Origin of the sequence: Streptomyces griseofuscus (assembly GCF_014673495.1) — a bacterium.
GTDB classification, from domain to species: Bacteria; Actinomycetota; Actinomycetes; order Streptomycetales; family Streptomycetaceae; genus Streptomyces; species Streptomyces murinus.
The window spans coordinates 7,692,250-7,712,453 of sequence record NZ_CP051006.1; the positions used below are offsets into that span (position 1 = coordinate 7,692,250).

The following is a 20,204-nucleotide window of genomic DNA, read 5'->3' on the forward strand; positions in this document are numbered from 1 at the left end:
CACCGGGAGGAGCACGGACGTGGCCGAGAGCACCACCCAGCACATGCCGCTCAAGGGATGGGACAAGCCGGACCTGGACCTCAGCGAGGCCGAGTGGCGGTCCAGCAGCCGAGGCAAGGGCGATGTCCAGATCGCCTTCGTCGAGGGCTTCATCGCGATGCGCAACAGCGAGCGGCCGGAGAGCCCCTCCCTGATCTTCACCCCCGCGGAGTGGGGCGCCTTCGTCTCCGGCGCGCGGGAAGGGGAGTTCGACCTCACCTGAGGACGGGCCGGACCGCGGGCCTGATCTGAACCGGGTGTGTTGCGCGCCGATTTCCGGACACGCGACCTACAGCGCCCTGCCGGGGCCGATGCCTGATGGAGGCTGGCCCCAGCAAGGGAGAAGGTCGTGTTCCGGAGGTGAGGAAGCATGAGCGCTGCGCCGGTCATCGCCGCGGTGGACGGTTCCGAGGACAGTCTGCGCGCGATGGAGTGGGCGGCGGATGCCGCCCGTCGCCGTGCGGCACCGCTGCGGGTGGTCCATGTCCGCCAGTACGCCGCCTGGGGGCAGACCGACGTCCTGGTGGCCGGACCGCCCGAGGAGGAGGGCGACCCCGTCCTCGACGAGGTGCGCGCCCGGCTGGCGGAGCACGCGTCCGAGACCGTGGAGTACATCGCGCTGGAGGGGGCGCCCGGCGCGGTGCTGCCCGAACTGGGCGTCGACGCCCAGCTGATGGTGCTCGGCTCCCGGGGGCGGGGCGGCTTCGCCAGTCTGCTGCTCGGCTCCAACAGCCTCGCCGCCGCGCGGGACGCCGAGTGCCCGGTGGTCGTCGTACCCCCGCCCGACCGGGAGGTGCACGGCGAGGGACCGGCCGAGCCCGGACCCCGGGTGGTGGTCGGCGTGAACGTCGACAGCCCCGACGAGGCCACGCTCTCCTTCGCCTTCACCGAGGCGGCCCTGCGCGGTGCCCGGGTCCAGGCGATCGCCGCCTACCCGTGGCCCCTACAGACCTGGTCGGCGCCGGGCCAGCTGGTGCCCCCGATGCCCGACGAGGCGGCCATCGCGAACGAGACCCGGGCGCTCGCCGAGGGCTTCCTCGCCCCGCACCGCGAACGCCACCCGAGCGTCCGCGCCGACTCGGAGGCCCTGCCGGGCGACGCGGCGGGCAACCTCGTGGCCGCCTCCCGCGACGCCGAACTGGTCGTCGTCGGCCGCCATCGCCGTCGCCTGCTGGCCCCGGCCCGCATGATGGGCTCCGTCACCCAGGCCGTCCTGCTGCACGCGGCCGCCCCGGTCGCGGTCCTTCCGCCGACGCCGGGGGAGGGGTGAGCGGAGGAGGTGAGGGCGCCGGCGCAGACGCGCCGGTCCGCCGTGGCAGCGCGGGTCGCCCGTGCGGCGCTGGTGCGCGCGGATGGTGGGCCGCGCCGCACTGCTCGCCGTCAGGGGCCCGGGTCGCCGTTCGGGTGCGTGGGGGCGGTGGGGCGCGGGGTGGGCCGCCGGACGTGCGGCGTGCGGTCCGCGTCCGGTGCCGGTGGGTGCGGTGCCTGGTGAGCGCGGGTGGCGGGCCGCGCGGCGCCGCGGCAAGAGCCGTTCTGTTTGTCGACAGGGACTCGTGTCGCCGTTCGGGTGCGTGTGTGGGGGCGGTGGGTGGGTCGCGGGGGTGGCTGCCGGACGGGCGGCGCGCGGTTCGCGTCCCGTGCCGGGGCGCGTGCTCCGGAGTGTGCCGGTCGGTGCGATGGTGGTGAGCGCGGGCCACGGGCCGTGCGGGACGCCAGGAAGGCGCCGCGCGGTTCGCCGGTCCGCCCCGTACGGCGTGCGCCGGTTCGACCCCGGCCCCCACGTCCCAGCGAGCTGGCGCACCCCGGCGCACCACGCCACCGCGCCGTCCCCGCCCCATACAAACGGCGCAGGCAAACTGCGCACCCCCGCCCCGCACCCGCCCCGCAACACCGCAAGCCCCGCGCAGCCGCACGCCCCCGCGCGGCCCTCTCCATCGGCCGCTCCGTGCCCCGTCTCCCAACCCTCCCCGCTATGCCTCCGCCCGCTCCACCACCGGGTGCCCGCAGGTCACTCAGTGCTGCCGGGACACGTACCATGGCGGCATGTCGTTCCTCCGCCGCCGCAGCGCCACTCCCGCCGGACCCGACTTCGACGTGCTGGCCATGGACCCGGGCGACTGGCCGGGCAATCTCGGTGCGGGTCTGCTGCCCGCGCCCGACGGCACCTGCCAGGGTGTCTTCCTGCGCTACGACCTCTTCGGCGGCCGCGGCCCCGCGATGATCATCGGCAATCTGCCGCAGGGCTCCCCGGCCCGCGAGGTGGCCGAGGATGAGATCCCCTTCGAGGTGGGCCAGCTGCTGCTGGCGCTGGAGAACGACGAGGAGGTCACCGTCGTCGGCACCGAGGACACCCCGGTGCTCCAGGGCGACAACCTCCTCATCGTGCGCCGGCTGAAGCTCTCCGAAGGCCGGATCTCCTGTGTGCAGTTCGACCGCAGCGACGGCGTCCTCGTGACCATCGCCGCCTGGGACCGGCCCATCACCGACGACCTGTACGCCCTGCTGAAGCCGCTCCCGGCGGAGCTTTTCCAGCAGGGCTGAGGCCCGGCAGCGGTCAGCTCGCCGAGTTCTCCACGGTCACGTCGGCCGCGCGGACGAACTCGACCCGGTGGCCGTACTGGATCTCGTAGTACAGATCGTTGCCCCGCACCACCTGGTGCGAGTCCGGGGTGAAGGTGACCGAGTAGTAGTACTCGCCCGGCATCTCGTCACCGACCACGTACTTCTGCCCGGCCGGGACGGTGTACGGCAGCGCCACCACCGACTGGGCGGGCACCCCCGCCGGATAGGCGGACTTCTCCGGGTAGGCGCGGCCGTACACCGGGATGCTGGCCAGACCCTCCTTCGGGGTGACGACCATCCCCTTGGCGGAGACGGCCGTCGGCTGCTTCGCCGGGTTCTGGAACCACGCCTTCTGGCCGAGGTACCAGATGGCCGTCCAGTCGCCCCAGTGATCGGCGACCGCGTACTGCTGGCCGGTGGAGACCCGCGAGGACACGTCGTTGACATCGATCGTGGGCGTCTTACCGAGCCCGATGTCCTTGATCAGCGGCGCGTTCACATCGTGGTCCGAGTACAGCCGGACCTCGCTGGAAGCGTGCGCCGCGCAGGGCTCGCCCGCCGTGGCGCAGCCCGTGTAGGCCGGCTGGTTGGCGGCGAAGTCCGGCCGGATGGTCACCAGCCCGCCCTGCCTGCCCGCGGTCTTCTTGAACGGGTGGCCGAGCAGCTGGAAGTAGTGCGCCCAGTCCCAGTACGGCCCCGGGTCGGTGTGCATCCCGGAGATGGTGGACGCGGTCGGTCCTGGCACATTGTCGTGGCCCAGGATGTGCTGCCGGTCCAGCGGAATGCCGTACCGCGCGGACAGGTACTTCACCAGCCGCGCCGAGGACCGGTACATCGCCTCGGTGAACCAGGCGTCCGGGTCGCTCAGGAAGCCCTCGTGCTCGATGCCGATCGAGCGCGCGTTGACGTCCCAGTTGCCCGCGTGCCAGGCCACGTCCTTCGCCTTGACGTGCTGGGCGATCAGTCCGTCGGTGGAGCGGATGGTGTAGTTCCAGGACACATAGGTCGGGTCCTGGATCAGGTTCAGGACCCCGTCCCAGGCGCCCTCGGTGTCATGGATGACGATGTACTTGATCGCCTGCGAAGCGGGCCGGTCGCCGAGGTCGTGGTTGCCGTAGTCGTCGTCGCCGAACTGCGCGTACGCCGCCGGGAGCCACTCGCAGGACACCGACTTCGGGCACTCCGCCCCGTCGTCCTTGACGGTGCGCAGTCCGGTCCGCGACAGCTGCGCGGTGTCCGGCGTGAGACCGGGCTCGGCGGCCAGGGCGACCCGCTGACCGGCGTCCGTGGTGCGCCGCTCACCCGTGTGCAGCACGTCGTACACATCATCGGCGTACGACGCCGCGGTCGCCGTGTCGTCGGCGCCGGAGAAGCGGGCCACCGCGCCGTACCAGTCGGCAGGGTCGGCACTCAGCGGCTCGCCCAGCCGCCGCTGCGCGGCGGCCAGCAGGGCGGCGCCGCCGGAGATGTTCGCCGCCGGGTCGGTGCGCAGCTTCGCGGCCGGGATACCGGTCAGCTTCGCCGCCTGGGGCAGGGTCTGCAGCCGGGCCGGCAGCGCCGAGTCGGCCGGCACCTTCGCCTCGGGGTGCAGGGCGGGGCGGGAGCTGTCGCCGCGGGCGTCCTCGGTGCCGTCGGCGAAGTGCTCCGTGGCGGCGATCGCGGTACGGGCGTCCGTGAGATGCATCGGGCCGTAGCCGCCGGAGACGCTGGGCGCGCCGCCGTGGTAGTCCCAGCGGGACTGGAGGTAGGAGACGGCCAGCAGCACACTCTGCGGCACGTGGTACTCGGCGGACGCGGAGGCGAACGCCGACTGGAGCCGGTCGGGGGAGGAGTCCGGGGCGCTCTGGGCGGGGGCCGCGCCGAACAGCGGCAGCAGCAGGGCCGCCGCGGCGAGCGGTACGGCGGCCCGCCTCAGATGTCTGTGGCCGGGCGTGGACGGGGAATCAGGGGCGGAACCTCGCAATGCGGCCTCCTGTGACGGGCGGGCGTGGCGGGGCGTGCGGCGCCGAACTGGGTCAGTGGTATCGGCTGGCCGACGATCCGTCAATGATGCAATCGCCAAGGAGATTTCCCACGTCACGACGGGTTTCGGCGAGTTTCGCGACGGCGGTGGGCGGGCCTGCGGGGCGTCAGTGGCGTAGACCAATGGGTCGCGTCGCTGGTCGCGGCCGTACGGACCTCGCGCGGTGCCGGCCCTGCGGCGCCAGGCGCTCGCCGCCGTACGGCCGAAACGATTCCCCCGCGCGGTGGAGTCCGTGCGCACGAAGGCCCGCGGTGCGCCGCCACTCCTGGCGCACCGCGGGCCCTCGCCCCTTCAGCGCGTGCCGACCGCCGCACGCACCGCCTTGCGGGCCATCTGGCAGTCGTCGTGCAGCCGCCGCAGCAGCAGCCGCTGCTCCTCGCCGGAGGGCACGGCGCCCGGGTGGGGCAGACCGGGTGCCACCGGGGGCGGGTCCTGCATCGAGCGCTGGACGGCCGTCTCGTACCGCCGGATCTCACGGGTCAGCAGCAGCATCAGATTCACCAGGAAGGCGTCCCGGGAGGCCGGGCCCGCCGACTGGGCGATCTGGCTGATCTGCCGCCGCGCCCCCGGAGCCTGACCGAGCACCAGCCACAGCGTGGCCAGGTCATGGCCCGGCAGATACCAGCCGGCGTGCTCCCAGTCCACCAGCACCGGGCCCGCCGGGGACACCAGGATGTTCGACAGCAGGGCGTCGCCGTGGCAGAACTGGAGCATGGCGCCCCGGCCCACCTCCTGCGCGATGCCGTGCAGCAGCTTCTGGAGGTCGCCGAGGTCCCGGTCGGTGAGCAGCCCCAACTCGTGGTAGCGGGACATCTGTTCGACATAGTCCAGGGGCATGTCGAACAGACCGGCGGGCGGCCGCCAGGCGTTCACCCGGCAGATCGCGCCCAGCGCCGCGCGGATGTCGGCGCGGGGCGGCGCCTCCATCGGATGCCGCTGAAGTGCCGCCACCCGGCCGGGCATCCGCTCGATCACCAGGGTGCAGTTGTCCGGATCCGCCGCGATCAGCCGGGGCGCCCTCACCGGGGGCCGATGCCGGACGAACGAGCGGTATACGGCTATTTCGTGGCGGCTCCGCTCCGCCCATGCCGGCGCGTGGTCCAGCAGGCACTTGGCGACGGCCGTGCTGCGCCCGGTGGTGCCCACGAACAGCACGGAGCGCGCGCTGCGCCGCAGCACCTGGACCGGTGCGAACTCCGGGCAGATCCGCTGCACCGCGGCGATCGCGGTGCGCAGCGGGGCGCCCTGGGGGCCGGAGAGGTCCAGTCTCCCGCTGAGCGGCGGGACGGGCTGTCCCGGAACCCGCCGGGGGCGGGGCGCGCCCAGCACGGAGCCGCCCGGACGCACCGCCGGGTCGAGATACGGTCCGCCGCCCGCCGGGCGGGGGCGCAACGGCCGAAGCGGGGCGGACACGGAGGACGATGCCGCGTACATGGGAGATACAGATCCCTTCGTTGCCTGCGGTGCCTGCCTGTGAAGTCCTTGCGTCAACCCGGCCCGGTCCCCGGGTACACCCTGGGGAATGTCCCCGGGGGGACCGGGTCGGGGTGGCGCTTTCCTACCTGACACCCGATGGCCCCTGGCACACCATCTGGCGCACCCTGGCGAACCCTGGCGAATAGTCGCCCGGCAACTCGCACCCGGCTACTGTCAACTCAGCCGAGAACCTGGGGGCTTGACGTGAGCGGACGACCCAACACCCGCCTTTCCGATCTGTTCGGCCTGGCCGGCTGGTCGAAGGGGGAACTCGCGAGACTGGTCAACAGGCAGGCGGCGGCCATGGGCCACCCCCAACTGGCGACCGACACCTCCCGGGTCCGGCGCTGGATCGACATGGGAGAGATCCCGCGCGATCCCGTGCCACGGGTGCTGGCGGCTCTGTTCACCGAGCGTCTCGGCCGTGTCGTGACCATCGAGGACCTCGGTCTGGTGCGCCACGGGCGGGCAGGGAAACGGCAGGGCGACGGGATCGAGGAACATCCCGACGGAGTGCCGTGGGCGCCCGAGCGGACCGCCGCGGTCCTCACCGAATTCACGGGAATGGACCTCATGCTCAACCGACGCGGCTTGGTGGGCGCGGGTGCCGCGCTCGCCGCGGGATCCACACTCAGCAGCGCCATGCACGACTGGCTGCACACCGACCCGGTCCTCAGTGCGGACGGCCCCGCTCTGGACGACCCCCTGCACGCCGACCCCGCCGGTCTCGACCGCTACGAGGCCGCCCCCATCGGCTCGGAGGAGGTCGCGGAGCTGGAGCGCTCCGTCGAGGTCTTCCGGGCCTGGGACGCGGCCCGCGGCGGCGGCCTCCAGCGCAAGGCGGTGGTGGGCCAGCTCAACGAGGTGGGCGGCATGCTCGCCTATCGCCATCCCCCCCACCTCCAGCGGCGCCTGTGGGGCGTCGCCGCCAATCTGGCCGTCCTCGCGGGCTGGATGTCCCATGACGTCGGCCTGGAGCCCACGGCGCAGAAGTACTTCGTGATCGCCGCGCACGCCGCCCGGGAGGGCGGTGACCGGCCGCGCGCCGGGGAGGCGCTGTCCCGGGCGGCCCGCCAGATGGTCCATCTGGGGCGGCCCGGGGAGGCGCTGGACCTGATGAAGCTCGCCCAGTCCGGCGGCGGCGAGCGCCTCCAGCCGCGCACCAAGGCGATGTTCCACACCATCGAGGCCTGGGCGCAGGCGGCGATGGGCAAGGGCCAGGCGATGCGCCGCACCCTCGGACAGGCCGAGGACCTGTTCGTGGCCGACCGGGGGGACGGCGAACCCCTCGACTGGATGCAGACCTTCAAGGCCGAGGACCTGTACGGCATGCAGGCTCTGGCCTATCGCACGCTGGCCGAGTTCGACCCGGACGCGGCCGTGCACGCCCAGCACTTCGCGGACCGGGCTCTGGCACTGCGTGTCGACGGCCGGGAGCGCTCGAAGATCTTCGACCATCTCTCCATGGCGTCGGCCTGCTTCATCGCCGACGACCCCGAACAGGCCGACCGCTACGCACGGCTCGCCCTGATGTCGATGGGCGCGAACTCCTCGCGCCGCACCTGGGACCGGCTGCGCCAGATGTACCGGTTCACCGCGGAGTACGCGGGATACCCGAAGATCCATGAACTGCGGGAGGAGATCAGGCTCGCCCTGCCCAAGCCGAGGAGCAAGGGCGCGAACAGCGCGCAGGCGTAGGGGTCCGCGCGCCGCGTTCCCCATACCGGTCGGTTGATCTGACGTCCGGTCATACCCACGGGCGTCGGCTCAGGCGGTGACCCTGGCGACGAGCACACACGCGTCGTCCAGCCGCCCGGCCCCGCCGAACTCCTCCACGAGCGCCCGCACGCAGTCCTGTGCGCTCCGGGCGTCGTCGAATCGTGGAGCGAGGCCCAGCAACCGGTCCACGGCCGCCGTCCGGCTGTGCCCGGGCACCAGCCCCTCGGTGTGCAGCAGGAGCAGGTCGCCCGGTACGAGGTTCACCTCGGCCTGCCCGTAGCCGGCGCCCGAGGTGGCACCGAGCAGCACACCCGCGGGGGCGTCGAGCGCGCACCCCGTCCCGTCGCGGAACAGCAGCGGGGCGGGGTGTCCCGCCTGCCCCCAGACCAGGGTCCGGGTGGCGGGCCGGTAGCGGGCGCAGACGGCGCTGCCGAGGGCCGGCTGCACCGTGGCGTCGAGTAACTGATTCAGCAGGGAGAGGAGTTGGCCGGGCTGGGTGCCGGCCATGGCCATGCCGCGCACCGCGCCGAGCAGGGTCGCCATGCCGGAGGCGACGGCCACCCCGTGCCCGGTGAGGTCGCCGACGCTGAGCAGCGTCTCGCCGTCGGCCAGCTCCAGGGCGTCGTACCAGTCCCCGCCGATCGGTGCACCGCCGTCCGCGGGCAGCCGGTGCGCGGCGAGGTCCAGGGTCCGCGGACCCTGGTGCGGGGGGCGCAGGGAGCCGCGCCAGGGCGGCAGCACGGCCTCCTGGAGTTCGGTGGCGACCCGGTGCTCGGTCTGCTCCCGCTGGCGGTGCCGGTGCAGCGAGTCATGCGTCTCGCGCACCGTGCGCCGGCTGCGGCGCAGCGTGCTGACATCGCGCAGCACGGCCCACATCGAGACGGTGCCGCCGTCGGCGCCGAGTACCGGCTCGCCCATCATGTGCACGCTGCGCACGGAGCCGTCGGGGCGGCGCACCCGGAACTCGCCGTCGATCGGGCGGCCGTCGATCAGGCAGTCCGTGACCATCGCGGTCAGCTTCGGACGGTCCTCCTCCACGACCAGCGAGGGCAGTTCGTCCAGGGTGAGGGCGGGCAGGGCGGGATCGCGGCCGAGGATCCGGTACAGCTCCCCAGACCAGGACGCCTCGTCGGTGAGCAGGTTCCACTCCGCGCTGCCGACCCGGCTGAGCAGCGCGCCGCGCGGGGCGCCGACCGGAGCGCCGGCCGGGGCCGGGCGGACGGCGGGCGCCCCGGGGGGCTCCGGGGGCTCGGCGGCCGGGGGCAGGGGCGCGGGTCCGTTGCGCAATTGAGCCAGGTGGGCGTCTAAATCGTCCAGTTGGTGCAGCGCCAGGTCGTACAGGGCGCGCTGCCAGCGTTCCTCGGGGTCCATGTCGTCGCAGCGGACGTCCCGCCGTACCGCGTCCACGTCGCCCTTGAGCCGCCGCGCCTGCGTGATCAACGCCTCGACCGGGTCGTGCCCGGGCGGCTGGGCGGCTGGGCGGTCCGCGGAGACCGATGACGGCATTTCGCACTCCGAACGAAAAGGGGACGGCAGGGCCGGGCGGGACGGGGAGCGTAACGACTCTCGCACAGCGCGGGACGCCCCGTAAGGGATTTGGCAAGACACGATACGGTGGTGCTTCTGGCATATGCCAGAGTCTTCCCGTACCGATCCCCGAGTGCCCCCTGAACGCCCGGTGGGCGATCAAGTCGTAGACGACCTACGGGAGTTGACGGATCCGGCGATCCTTCGTCAAGGCCCCCGGACCAGGCAGTCAACCGCCTGTTCGACGGCCCTGTGTTCCCCGTCGTTCGGGAGCGGCCTGTACCCATCGAACTCTGACCGGATTTGGCGGCATGCGAAGGGCCTCTCCCGACTCCATAAAGGCATGGAGACCACCATCGAACTGCCCGCCCTCGCCCGGCTCGTGACCGCCGAGGACCAGGAGATCCCGCTCACGGCCACCCTGCGCTACACCACCGGCGACCCGCTCGCCGTCTTCGTGGACTTCCCGGCCGAGGCGGCGCTGGAGGGCGAGGACGTCAGCTGGACCTTCGCGCGCTCCCTGCTCGACCAGGGACTGCGCACCCCGGCCGGACACGGCGATGTGCAGATCTGGCCCTACGGCCGCACCCGGACCGTCCTCGAGTTCCACTCGCCCTTCGGTCTCGCCCTGCTCCAGTTCCCCACCTCCACCCTGCGCCGCTTTCTGCTGCGCAGTTACGAGGTGGTCGCGGCCGGTCAGGAGGACATGGCGACGGTGGTGGAGCGTGGGCTGAACGCGCTGTTCGGAGGGGTGTGAGGCGTCCGCCGGAGTTGTCCCGATGGGCCCCGGCCGGTTTTGAATATTGTTCACCTTTACCTCACCGCACGGGTATGGACCCCGACGACCGGCGCGGGCACCCTGGCCCGCGGTGTGCCGCAGGGGCACTCCCGTGACCGAGGACGGACGAATGACACCGATCAGCCGAAGGGGCTTCGTGGGGCTGGGCGCATCCGTGGCGGCGGGAGTGGCGCTGGGCGCCACCACGCGCACCACCGCGGCGGCCGCCACCACGGCGACCGGCACGATCAAGGACGTCAAGCATGTGGTGATCCTGATGCAGGAGAACCGCAGCTTCGACCACTACTTCGGCCGTCTCAAGGGCGTGCGCGGCTTCGACGACCGCAGCGGCATCACCCTCAGCGGCAACTACTCCGTCTTCAACCAGCCGAACCTGCTCTCCCGGCAGTACCCGTGGAAGCTCAGCTCCACCCCGTCGGTGCCCGGCAAGGACGGCGAGACCCTCGCGCAGTGCAACGGCGACCTGCCGCACTCCTGGTCCTCGCAGCACTCCGCCTGGAACAAGGGCCGCCTGGACAACTGGGTCCTGGGCGTCGGCAACGTCCGCTCGCTCGGCTACCTGGACCGCTCCGACATCCCCTTCCACTACGCGCTCGCCGACAACTACACCATCTGCGACGCCTACTTCTGCTCCACGCTGAGCGCCACCGGCCCCAACCGCACCTACCTGTGGAGCGGCAAGGTCGACTCCTCCAGCAACGACGGCGGCGACGAGTCCGGTCTCACCTGGCAGACCTACGCCGAGTCGTTGCAGGCCGCCGGGGTGAGCTGGAAGGTCTACCAGAACGCCGCGGACAACTACGGCGACAACGCCTGCGCGTACTTCAGCAATTTCGCGGGCGCCAAGGCGGGCGACCCGCTGTACGACCGGGGTATGTCCTCGGTGCCGAAGGTGACCGGCTCCACCCCCGACGACATCGCCGCTGCCATCAAGGCCGATGTCCAGGCGGGCACCCTCCCGCAGGTCTCCTGGGTGGTGGCCAACCAGGCGTTCTCCGAGCACCCCTACGCCCCGCCCGGCGACGGCGCCCACTTCGTCAACCTCGTCTACCAGGCCCTCGCCGCCGACGAGGACGTCTTCGACTCCACCGTCATGTTCCTCAACTACGACGAGAACGACGGCTACTTCGACCATGTGCCTCCGCCGTCCCCGCCCGCCGGCACGGCCGGCGAGTTCCTCAACGGGGTGCCGTTCGGCTTCGGTTTCCGCGTGCCGATGATCGTCATCTCGCCCTGGACGCGCGGTGGCTGGGTCTCCTCGGAGGTCTTCGAGCACACCTCGGTGCTGCGCTTCCTCGAGACCTGGACGGCCGCCCTCGGCACGCCCGCGAAGTGCCCCAACATCAGCGACTGGCGGCGCAAGGTGAGCGGCGACCTCACCGGGGTGTTCGACTTCGCCCACCCGGTCAAGGGCGCCGTCGCGCTGCCCGCGACCAGCGTCATCGGCATCGACAACTGCACCCTGCTGCCCAACCCGGTGCCGACCGACAACGCGCTGCCCGCCCAGGAGTCCGGCACCCGCCCGGCCCGCGCGCTGCCGTACCAGCCGGGCGGCTATCTGGACCGCCTGGAGTTCGACGCGGGCGGCAAGACGCTCGCCTGGTTCGTCATGACCAACCAGGGCGGCCCCGCCGCCCGTGCGGCCCACTTCTCCATCCACCCCAACGCCTACCGGGACACCACCCCCTGGCAGTACACGGTGGACGCGGGCGGCACCGCCACCGACTACTTCAACATCGGCTCGGGCTACGGCGACGGCAAGTACGACCTGTCGATGGTCGGCCCCAACCGCTTCCTGCGCCGCTTCCAGGGCGATGCCACCAAGGCGGGCAAGTCCGTCGAGGTGAGCACCCGTTACGCGGTCGAGCCGGGCACCGGGAAGCTGGCCCTCTACTTCAAGATGGCCAACTCCGGTTCGTCGTCGGTGAAGTTCACCATCACCTCCAACCACTACCGCTCCGACGGCCCCTGGACGTACACCGTCGCCGCCGGCGCCTCGACGGAGGACTTCTTCAACGCGGTCGCCTACAACAACGGCTGGTACGACTTCACGATCACCGTGGACTCCGACTCGACCTGGTCGCGCCGGTTCACCGGGCATCTGGAGACGGGCGCCGCCAGCGTCAGCGGCTGACCGCCGCGTACAGGTCCGGGCGCGGGGCGAGTCCGACGGCCACCCGGCCGCCGCCCTCCAGCGCCCGGACCCCCGCCTCGGCTACCACCGAGGCGGCATAGCCGTCCCAGGCGCTCGGCCCGGTCACCCGGCCCGCCCGGACGGCGTCCACCCAGTCCTGGACCTCACGGTCGTAGGCGTCGGCGAACCGCACGAGGTGGTCCGGCGCCACCTCCTGCCGGGCGCCGTCCGCGCGGGTGACCACCAGGGCGTGCTCCTCGCCGATGCGCGCGCTGCCCGCCTCGCACACCGCCTCGCAGCGCACCTGGTAGCCGAAGCCGCAGTTGACGAACACCTCGACGTCCACCAGGGCGCCCCGCTCGGTCTCGAAGAGCACGAACTGCGGGTCGATCAGCCCCTCGGGCGCGCCGCCGGAGGACACCGGGCGCCGTACGGTCACCGCCGTCAGCTCCTCGCCCAGCAGCCAGCGGGCCGCGTCGATCTCATGCGAGACCGAGCTGTTGATCAGCTGGGCGCTGGTGAAGCCGGGCGGCGAGGAGACATTGCGGTGGACGCAGTGCAGCATCAGCGGCCGGCCCAGGCTGCCGCCGTCCAGCAGCGCCTTCAGGCGCCGGTACTCGGCGTCGTACCGGCGCATGAAGCCGATCTGCGCCAGCCGCCGCCCGAGCCGTGCCTCGGCCGCCACGATCCGCAGCGCCCCGGCGGAGTCCGGCACCATCGGTTTCTCGCACAGCACCGGCAGATCGCGGGCGAACGCGGCGAGCAGCGCGGCCTCGTGCGCGGGTCCGGGGGAGGCGATCAGCACGGCGGCCACGCCCGGCGCGTCCAGCGCGGCCTCGAGGTCCGTGTGCACGCGTACGCCGGTGATGCCCGCGCCGGCCGCCCGCGCCCGCTCGATGTCGGGATCGGCGACGGCCGCGACCCGGGCGCCGCTGACCACCCGGTCCAGGCGCCGCACATGATCGGCCCCCATGTTCCCGGCCCCCAGCACCGCCACGCCCAGCGGCTCACCCATGCGCGCGCTCCCTCACGTCGACGATTTCCGCGTAGCGTACGTCGGCGGGGGAGCGCGTACTCGGGGCGCGAGGCGCGGATCAGAAGCGCAGCACCCCCGCGATCCCGTCCTCCTCGCCCAGCGTGCCGTCGGGCACGAAGCGGACCTGGGCGCCGGTCTCCAGGCACTGCTCCACGATCTCGTCCACGATGTCGTCGCGGGCGTCCAGGTCGCCGGGCTCGGCCGGTACCAGATGGTCGCCGTCGTCGCGGACCACCGCCCGGAAGCCGTCCTCCACGGCGAGCAGCCGCACCCGGCCCTCCCGGGCGCTGAGCCACAGCTCGTCCAGGCCCGCCGCGAAGGTGCGGTGGCCGCGCGCCGAGGTCAGTTCCTCGACGACGGAATGGGCGTCCTTGGACTCCTCCGCCTCCAGGACCGGCCTGATGGCCTGCCACACCGCCTCGGGACCGGAGTGGGCGAGCCCGCCGTGCCCCACGTGCACCGCGCCCCTGGCGACCGTGCCGGCCTCGTCCAGCAGGGAGAGCGCCGCGGGTTCGCCGGTGACGTACAGCGGGCGGGGCTGCTCGCGCAGGACCGCGGCCATCGCGGTGTCCGCCTCGCGCAGGAACTGGCGGGTGCCCTCGTCACGGAAGGTGCTCGGCAGATCGCCGATGCGCTCCTGCCGCTCGGCGTCGAAGTTCGGCCTGCTGCGGGTCAGCGGGAAGCCCCCGGCATGCTCCTCCACCACCCGGTCCGGGCCGCCGCTCCACAGGGTGACCTGGTCGGCCGAGACCGACAGCACCCAGAAGGGCCGCTCCGCCGCCTGCGCGGCGACCAGATTGCGGGTCAGGAAGGTGTCCGCGAGCACCACGCGCTCGGGGACGCTGCGGGCCAGCGACCAGACCTGGTGCTCACCCGGCGCGGCGAAGATCACCAGACCGTCCTCGGCATGCGCGAGATCCACCTCGGCGAGCGCCCGGTCGAGCTGGGCGTCGACGTCCGCCCGCCGCTCCCGGGTCACGGCCGGATCGGCCTCCAGGCGCTTGCGGGCCTCGGCCAGCACATTGCGCAGCCGGACCGGATCCTGGTCGCTGCCGGATCCCCTGCGGTGCGTCGGGGTCAGCACCGACACCGCCGGATAGGGCCGCGGACGCCGCAGTTCGGCAAGGGTTGCGGGACTCAGTGCGTGCTCCATGACAGCACCATAGGGCCGATTCACATGTACGGCATTCGGGGTATTCAAGACTTATGTCCGCGTGCCGGGACGCGCCCGCGCGCGCCCCGGTGGCCGCGCCGTCCGGGCGGCAGGTCGGTTTTCGAGCCGGGCGCCACGCGGCGCGCCATCGCTTGGGAAATTTTTTGCCCATGGCCGGTTCCGGGCGGCCGTGGCGCTCCGGCGTCGCGATTCCCCGCCTCGCGAAGGCAAAGCGCGTCCGAAAGCATCGGGCGGCCGGCCCCCGTCGTGTTACGTCCGCGTTGACCGGCGCCGGGCACGGGCGGACGCTCGTCATATAGGTGCTCGATACAACTGGTTCGTCGGCCGGCGCCGCGGCTCCCGCGAAAGCACAGGTGAGCGCGGCACCGGCGGCCGGCCGGAGGCAGGAGGCAGCGCATGTGCGGCATCACCGGATGGGTGTCCTTCGACCGTGACCTCAGCGCCGAGGCCGCCACATTGCATGCGATGACCGAGACGATGGCCTGCCGCGGCCCGGACGACCGCGGCACCTGGACCGAGGGGCCCGCCGCCCTGGGTCACCGCAGGCTCGCCATCATCGATCTGCCCGGCGGCCGCCAGCCGATGTCCCTCGTGACCCCCGAGGGCACGGTCGCGCTGGTCTACTCCGGGGAGACCTACAACTTCACCGAACTGCGCCGCGAACTGACCGACCGCGGCCACCGGTTCACCACCGACTCCGACACCGAGGTGGTCCTGCACGCGTACGTCGAATGGGGCGACGCGTTCGCCGAACGCCTCAACGGCATGTACGCGTTCGCCATCTGGGACGGCCGCCGCGACAAGCTCGTGATGATCCGCGACCGGATGGGCATCAAGCCGTTCTACTACTACCGCACGCCCGACGGCGTCCTGTTCGGCTCCGAACCCAAGGCGATCCTCGCCAACCCGCTGGCCCGCCCCCGGGTGACCCTCGACGGACTGCGCGAACTGCTCGTGATGATCAAGACCCCGGGGCACGCCGTCTGGGACGGCATGCGCGAGGTGGAGCCCGGCACCGTCGTCACCGTCGACCGCTCCGGACTGTCCACCCGCGTCTACTGGCGTCTTCGGACCCGCCCGCACGAGGACGACCGCGACACCACCATCGCCACCGTGCGCACCCTGCTGGACGACATCGTGCGCCGCCAGCTCGTCGCCGACGTGCCCCGCTGCACCCTGCTCTCCGGCGGCCTCGACTCCTCCGCCATGACCGCGATCGCCGCCCGGCAACTCGCCGAACAGGGCCAGAAGGTGCGCTCCTTCGCCGTCGACTTCGTCGGCCAGACCGAGAACTTCGTCGCCGACGAACTGCGCGGCACCCCCGACACCCCCTTCGTGCACGACGTCGCCCGCAGCTCCGGCACCGACCACCAGGACATCGTGCTCGACGCCGAGGCCCTCGCCGACCCCGCGGTGCGCGAGCAGGTCATCCGGGCCCGGGACCTCCCGGCCGGCTTCGGCGACATGGACGCCTCACTGCTGCTGCTCTTCCGCGCCATCCGGCAGAAATCCACGGTCGCCCTGTCCGGGGAGTCCGCCGACGAGGTCTTCGGCGGCTACCTCCAGTTCTTCGACGAGGACGCCCGCAGCGCCGACACCTTCCCCTGGCTGGTGCGCTTCGGCCGGCACTTCGGCGACGACTCCGATGTGCTGCGCACCGACCTCGTCAAGCAGCTCGACCTGGAGCGGTACACGGCCGACGGCTACCGTACGGCCGTCGCGGGCATCGAACGGCTCGCCGGGGAGAGCGACTTCGAGTTCCGGATGCGGCAGATCTGCCATCTGCACCTGACCCGGTTCGTGCGCATCCTGCTCGACCGCAAGGACCGGATGAGCATGGCCACCGGACTGGAGGTGCGGGTGCCGTTCTGCGACCACCGCCTGGTCGAGTACGTGTTCAACACCCCCTGGGCCCTGAAGTCCTTCGACGGCCGGGAGAAGAGCCTGCTGCGCGAGGCGGCCAAGGACGTCCTGCCGCAGAGCGTGTACGACAGGGTCAAGAGTCCCTACCCCTCCACCCAGGACCCGCGCTACGCCCGCGCCCTCCAGGCCCAGGCCAAGGATCTGCTCGCCCGGCCCTCGCACCGCGTCTTCGACCTGGTGGACCGGGACCGCGTACGCAAGGCCGCCGAACGCGAGGCCCCGGTGTCCGACCAGGCGGCCCGGCGCGGCCTGGAACGCACCCTGGACCTCGCCCAGTGGCTGGACCTGTACGCGCCGGAACTCGTCCTCGGCTGAGCGGCCCTCTCAGCTGGGGCCGGGGCTGCTCACGGTCGGGCTGACCGGGCTCGTCGGCGTGGCGCCGGTCGGGCTCGGGCTGGTCGGCGCCGGGCTCGCCGGGCTGGGGCTGGCCGGGGGCGTCGGGCTCGGCCGGTGCGGGACCCGCCTGGTCGGGCTCGGGCTCGGGCTCGGTGTCGTGCCGGTCGGGCTCGGCGTCGCCTTGGTCGGGGCCGGCTTCGGGCTCGTCCGGGGTGCCGCGCCGAGCCCCAGCGCCCGGTCCGCGGCGGCCGCCGAGGGCTGCCAGGACGTCGTCACCGGCTCCCAGACCGCCACCTTGGATCCGGTGCCGAGCCGGGCGGGGGCGAAGACCCGGCCCCAGCGGCCCGTCCAGTCGCCGACGGTGAGCGACGCCGCCTTGCGGGCCTGCGGGTCCGCCGTGCGGACGATGGTGCGCACATCGGCGTGGACGGTCGCGCCCGCCGCGAGCCGCAGCCGGCCCGTGCCGTCCCCCGACACCGGCAGCGCGGCTCCGTCCAGGCCGCCGAACGTCACCAGCGGCACCCGGTCGATGGCGCAGGTCCGCCCGCTGTGGTTGGTGACGCTGACGCGCACCACGGTGGGCCGGTGCGGCACGGTGGCCGCCCGCAGCGTCAGTTCCCCCTGGACGCAGGGTGCCACCCGTGGGGCCGCCGGGGCCGCCTGTCCCGGCGGCGCGGTCAGCAGCAGGGCCGCCACGGCGGCAGCGGCGGTGGGTACGGCGATGGCGGCGCGCATGCGCATGATGGTGTCCCTCCGGTCGCGGTCACGGACGCCGGTCGGCGGCCGGTGCCTTCATCGGTCGATGCGGTTCGGGAAGACGCTCCACTCCTTCCCGTCCGCCGGGCAGGAGCTGCCGTACGCGGGCAGGGAGCCGTGGAGCAGGAATTCGTCCACCGTGCGGTGCACACACACGGAGGAGCCGTAGCCGGTGTGCCCGTCGCCCTTGTTGTCGAGGACGACGGCCGCGGGGCCGAGCCGCTGCGCGGTGCTGACGGCCCACGGGTACGGCGTCGCCGGGTCGCCGCGCGTGCCCACGAGCAGCATCCGCGGCGTGTCGACGTCCTTTACCCGGGTGCGGATGAAATCGGTGCCCTTGGGGCGGCCGTAGCACATCAGTACCTGGGTGAGCCGGTAGCGGCCGAACACGGGGGAGGCCTCGTCGTACGCGGCCCGCAGCCGCTTCAGGTCTCCGGCGATCCGGGCGGCGGAGGGCCGGTCGGGGTCGTCCGCGCAGTTGATCGCCATCAGGGCGGCCTGGAGGTTGTCGGCCGGCACGTCCTGGGGGTCGACCAGGCCGTCGTGCCGCGCCGGACGGCCCAGGACCGGCCCGGCGCCGCCGGTGGCGAAGCCCATGATCCCCCGGGGATCGCGGTCCTCGGTCAGCGAGCCCAGCGCCCGCTCCAGCGACGGCCACAGGTCCTTGCTGTAGAGGGCCTGCACGATGGCGGCCACCAGGTCCTGCCCGGAGAACGGGTCGCCGCCGTCCGTCGTGACCGGCCGCCGGTCCAGCGAACGCACCAGCCCGGCCACCGCGTCACCGGCCGCGCGCCGGTCCCGCCCGAACGGGCAGCCGGCGTCCCTCGCGCACCAGTCCAGGAAGTCCTCCAGCGCGGTCTGCTGCCCGCGCGCCCCGTCGATGCCCTGTTCGGCGAGCGACTCGGTCAGGGTGTCCACACCGTCCAGCGCCATCCGCCCCACGTTGTGCGGGAACTGCGCCGCGTACACCGAGCCGAGCCGTGTCCCGTAGGAGAAACCGAGGTAGTTGAGCTTTTGCTCGCCGAGGGCCTGGCGGATGACGTCCAGGTCCCGGGCGGCGTTCACCGTCCCTATGTACGGCAGCACGTCACCGGAGCTGCGCGCGCACGCGGCCGCGCTCTGCCGCAACTGCCGCAGCAGCGCCTGGGGATGGGCGAGGTCGGCGTCGGCGCCGGTGACGGCCGCGGTCTGGTCGCCGCCGTCGCCGCAGCTGACGGGGGAGGAGCGGCCCACCCCGCGCGGATCGAAGGTGACCACGTCATAGCCGTTGGTCAGCCCCATGAACTGCTGTCCGTCGTACGCCAGTTCGTTCACGCCCGCGCCACCGGGGCCGCCGAAGTTCAGCAGCACCGAGTGGTGGGGCGTGCCGGTGCCGCGATAGCGCGCCAGCGCGAGGTCGAGCGTGCCGGTGCCGGGGCGGGCGTAGTCGAGCGGAACCGTCACCTTCCCGCACTGCATGTCCCTCGGCATGCCCGGACCGGCGCAGGCGCCCCAGGCCACCTTCTGCCGGTAGAACCGGGACAGGTCGGGGCGGTCCGCCGGTGCCGGTGCCGAGGCCGCGGCCGCGGCCGCGGGCAGGACGGAGCCGAGCAGCGCCAGGGCGAGGACTCCGGTACCCGCACAGCGCCGCACCGCGGACCGCGTGCACAGCTTGGCCAGCATCGATCGCCTCCCGAGGCGCCCGCAGCGGACCGGGACGGCGCCTTTTCGCTCACCATAAGTGGGCCCCGTCCGGCCCGCCTCCGGACGAGCGGAACACCCCCGGGTGCCGTATGCTCCGTGCCCGATTGATGATCATTCATTGGCCTTACAAGCGGTTCATCGATCGTGCCACTCGATGGGGTGAAAGCCCGATGAGCCATAACTCAGCCGGTTCGCCCGCGTTTTACCGGGTGCGGGCGACTGCCCGCGAACTTGTCTGGAAGGCAGGAACCAATGAGACGGGCTACCCGAAACGGTGTGATCGCCGCCGTCGCCGCCTCCGGTGCGATGGCCCTGGCGTGGCCGGTGTCCGCCGCGTTCGCGGCCGACGGCGCGAGTGCCGACGGCGTCGCGGCCGGCTCACCCGGACTGATCTCCGGCAACGGCATCCAGCTGCCGGTGGACGTCCCGGTGAACGTGTGCGGCAACACGGTCGACGTGGTCGGGCTGCTCAACCCGGCCATGGGCAACCGGTGCGCCAATGAGACCGGTGCCGGCCAGGGCGGCTCGACCACCTCCGGCGGGGCCGCGGCCCACGGCGCCGTCCGGCACTCCCCGGGAGTGATCTCAGGAAACGGGATCCAGCTCCCCATCGACCTGCCGGTGAATGTCAGCGGCAACAGCGTCAATGTGGTGGGGCTGCTCAACCCGGCCATGGGCAACACCTCCGTCAACGGCGGCGGCGAGACCCCGGCCCACCCGGTGGCGCCCACCCCGCAGCCGCCGGCCCCCATCAAGTCCCACCCGGCCGTCCCGCACACCCCGCGGCCCGCGCCGGAACCGGTGACCGCCTCGCTGGCCCACACCGGTACGGACATGACGGGCCCCGCGGCGGTCGGCAGCGCGGCGTTGCTGCTCACCGGCACCATCCTCTACCGCCGCTTCCGCCCGACCCGTATGCGCTGACCCCCACCCTGTCCCAGGCCTCCACCGGCCACCGGGCCCCCACCGTCCAGCAGTCGACCGGACGCCGGCCCGGTGGAGCCTCGCGGCGAACGC

At 72.8% G+C, this 20,204-nt stretch carries 15 protein-coding genes; 8 read left to right on the forward strand and 7 right to left on the reverse strand.

Going from position 1 to position 20,204, the window contains the following annotated elements:
• Positions 1-19: 19 nt before the first annotated feature.
• From HEP81_RS34805 to HEP81_RS34815, 3 genes are all read left to right on the forward strand, one after another.
• Positions 20-262 carry a DUF397 domain-containing protein gene (locus HEP81_RS34805; RefSeq protein WP_037655671.1) on the forward strand — a complete coding sequence of 81 codons (243 nt, stop codon included), beginning with the start codon at positions 20-22 and terminating at the stop codon, positions 260-262.
• 147 nt (positions 263-409) lie between these two features.
• Positions 410-1,309 carry a universal stress protein gene (locus tag HEP81_RS34810; RefSeq protein WP_037655669.1) on the forward strand — a complete coding sequence of 300 codons (900 nt, stop codon included), beginning with the start codon at positions 410-412 and terminating at the stop codon, positions 1,307-1,309.
• 773 nt (positions 1,310-2,082) lie between these two features.
• Positions 2,083-2,580, forward strand: coding sequence for a glycosyltransferase family protein (locus HEP81_RS34815; protein WP_037655667.1), 498 nt, complete (start codon positions 2,083-2,085; stop codon positions 2,578-2,580).
• Between the two features lie 13 nt (positions 2,581-2,593).
• Here the strand turns inward: HEP81_RS34815 and HEP81_RS34820 are convergent, their stop codons facing one another.
• Together HEP81_RS34820 and HEP81_RS34825 are read right to left on the reverse strand one after the other, a co-directional pair.
• Entirely contained in the window at positions 2,594-4,564 is a 1,971-nt protein-coding gene (locus HEP81_RS34820; RefSeq protein WP_037655666.1) for an N-acetylmuramoyl-L-alanine amidase, read from the reverse strand.
• Between the two features lie 351 nt (positions 4,565-4,915).
• Positions 4,916-6,058: an aminoglycoside phosphotransferase family protein gene (locus HEP81_RS34825; RefSeq protein ID WP_037655664.1), complete on the reverse strand. Its 1,143-nt coding sequence runs from the start codon at positions 6,056-6,058 to the stop codon at positions 4,916-4,918.
• Between the two features lie 246 nt (positions 6,059-6,304).
• On the opposite strand from HEP81_RS34825, the gene HEP81_RS34830 reads away from it, so the two are divergent.
• Positions 6,305-7,798 carry a DNA-binding protein NsdB gene (locus HEP81_RS34830; RefSeq protein WP_037655663.1) on the forward strand — a complete coding sequence of 498 codons (1,494 nt, stop codon included), beginning with the start codon at positions 6,305-6,307 and terminating at the stop codon, positions 7,796-7,798.
• 69 nt (positions 7,799-7,867) lie between these two features.
• Here HEP81_RS34830 and HEP81_RS34835 read toward each other — a convergent pair whose 3' ends face one another.
• Positions 7,868-9,325, reverse strand: coding sequence for a PP2C family protein-serine/threonine phosphatase (locus HEP81_RS34835; protein WP_037655661.1), 1,458 nt, complete (start codon positions 9,323-9,325; stop codon positions 7,868-7,870).
• 364 nt (positions 9,326-9,689) lie between these two features.
• Between HEP81_RS34835 and HEP81_RS34840 the strand changes: the two genes are divergently transcribed.
• Positions 9,690-10,103, forward strand: a complete 414-nt coding sequence (locus tag HEP81_RS34840; RefSeq protein WP_037655659.1) for an SsgA family sporulation/cell division regulator — start codon at positions 9,690-9,692, stop codon at positions 10,101-10,103.
• A gap of 151 nt (positions 10,104-10,254) precedes the next feature.
• Positions 10,255-12,279, forward strand: coding sequence for a phosphocholine-specific phospholipase C (locus HEP81_RS34845; RefSeq protein ID WP_037655656.1), 2,025 nt, complete (start codon positions 10,255-10,257; stop codon positions 12,277-12,279).
• On the opposite strand, the gene HEP81_RS34850 is transcribed toward HEP81_RS34845, so the two are convergent.
• Positions 12,269-13,294 carry a Gfo/Idh/MocA family protein gene (locus tag HEP81_RS34850; RefSeq protein WP_037655653.1) on the reverse strand — a complete coding sequence of 342 codons (1,026 nt, stop codon included), beginning with the start codon at positions 13,292-13,294 and terminating at the stop codon, positions 12,269-12,271. The genes HEP81_RS34845 and HEP81_RS34850 overlap by 11 nt on opposite strands.
• Positions 13,295-13,373: 79 nt before the next feature.
• Positions 13,374-14,468: a baeRF3 domain-containing protein gene (locus HEP81_RS34855; protein ID WP_037655651.1), complete on the reverse strand. Its 1,095-nt coding sequence runs from the start codon at positions 14,466-14,468 to the stop codon at positions 13,374-13,376.
• Positions 14,469-14,885: 417 nt separating this feature from the next.
• Between HEP81_RS34855 and asnB the strand changes: the two genes are divergently transcribed.
• Positions 14,886-16,727 (forward strand): asparagine synthase (glutamine-hydrolyzing), encoded by a 1,842-nt coding sequence (gene asnB, locus HEP81_RS34860; protein WP_037655648.1) that lies wholly within the window; start codon positions 14,886-14,888, stop codon positions 16,725-16,727.
• A gap of 9 nt (positions 16,728-16,736) precedes the next feature.
• Here asnB and HEP81_RS34865 read toward each other — a convergent pair whose 3' ends face one another.
• Both HEP81_RS34865 and HEP81_RS34870 read right to left on the reverse strand, forming a co-directional pair.
• Positions 16,737-17,483 (reverse strand): DUF4232 domain-containing protein, encoded by a 747-nt coding sequence (locus HEP81_RS34865; RefSeq protein WP_243279687.1) that lies wholly within the window; start codon positions 17,481-17,483, stop codon positions 16,737-16,739.
• A 57-nt stretch (positions 17,484-17,540) separates the two neighbouring features.
• Positions 17,541-19,166, reverse strand: coding sequence for an alpha/beta hydrolase (locus tag HEP81_RS34870; protein WP_037655647.1), 1,626 nt, complete (start codon positions 19,164-19,166; stop codon positions 17,541-17,543).
• Between the two features lie 297 nt (positions 19,167-19,463).
• Between HEP81_RS34870 and HEP81_RS34875 the strand changes: the two genes are divergently transcribed.
• Complete coding sequence (locus HEP81_RS34875) at positions 19,464-20,111, forward strand: chaplin (RefSeq protein WP_037655646.1); 648 nt, start codon at positions 19,464-19,466, stop codon at positions 20,109-20,111.
• Positions 20,112-20,204: the final 93 nt, after the last annotated feature.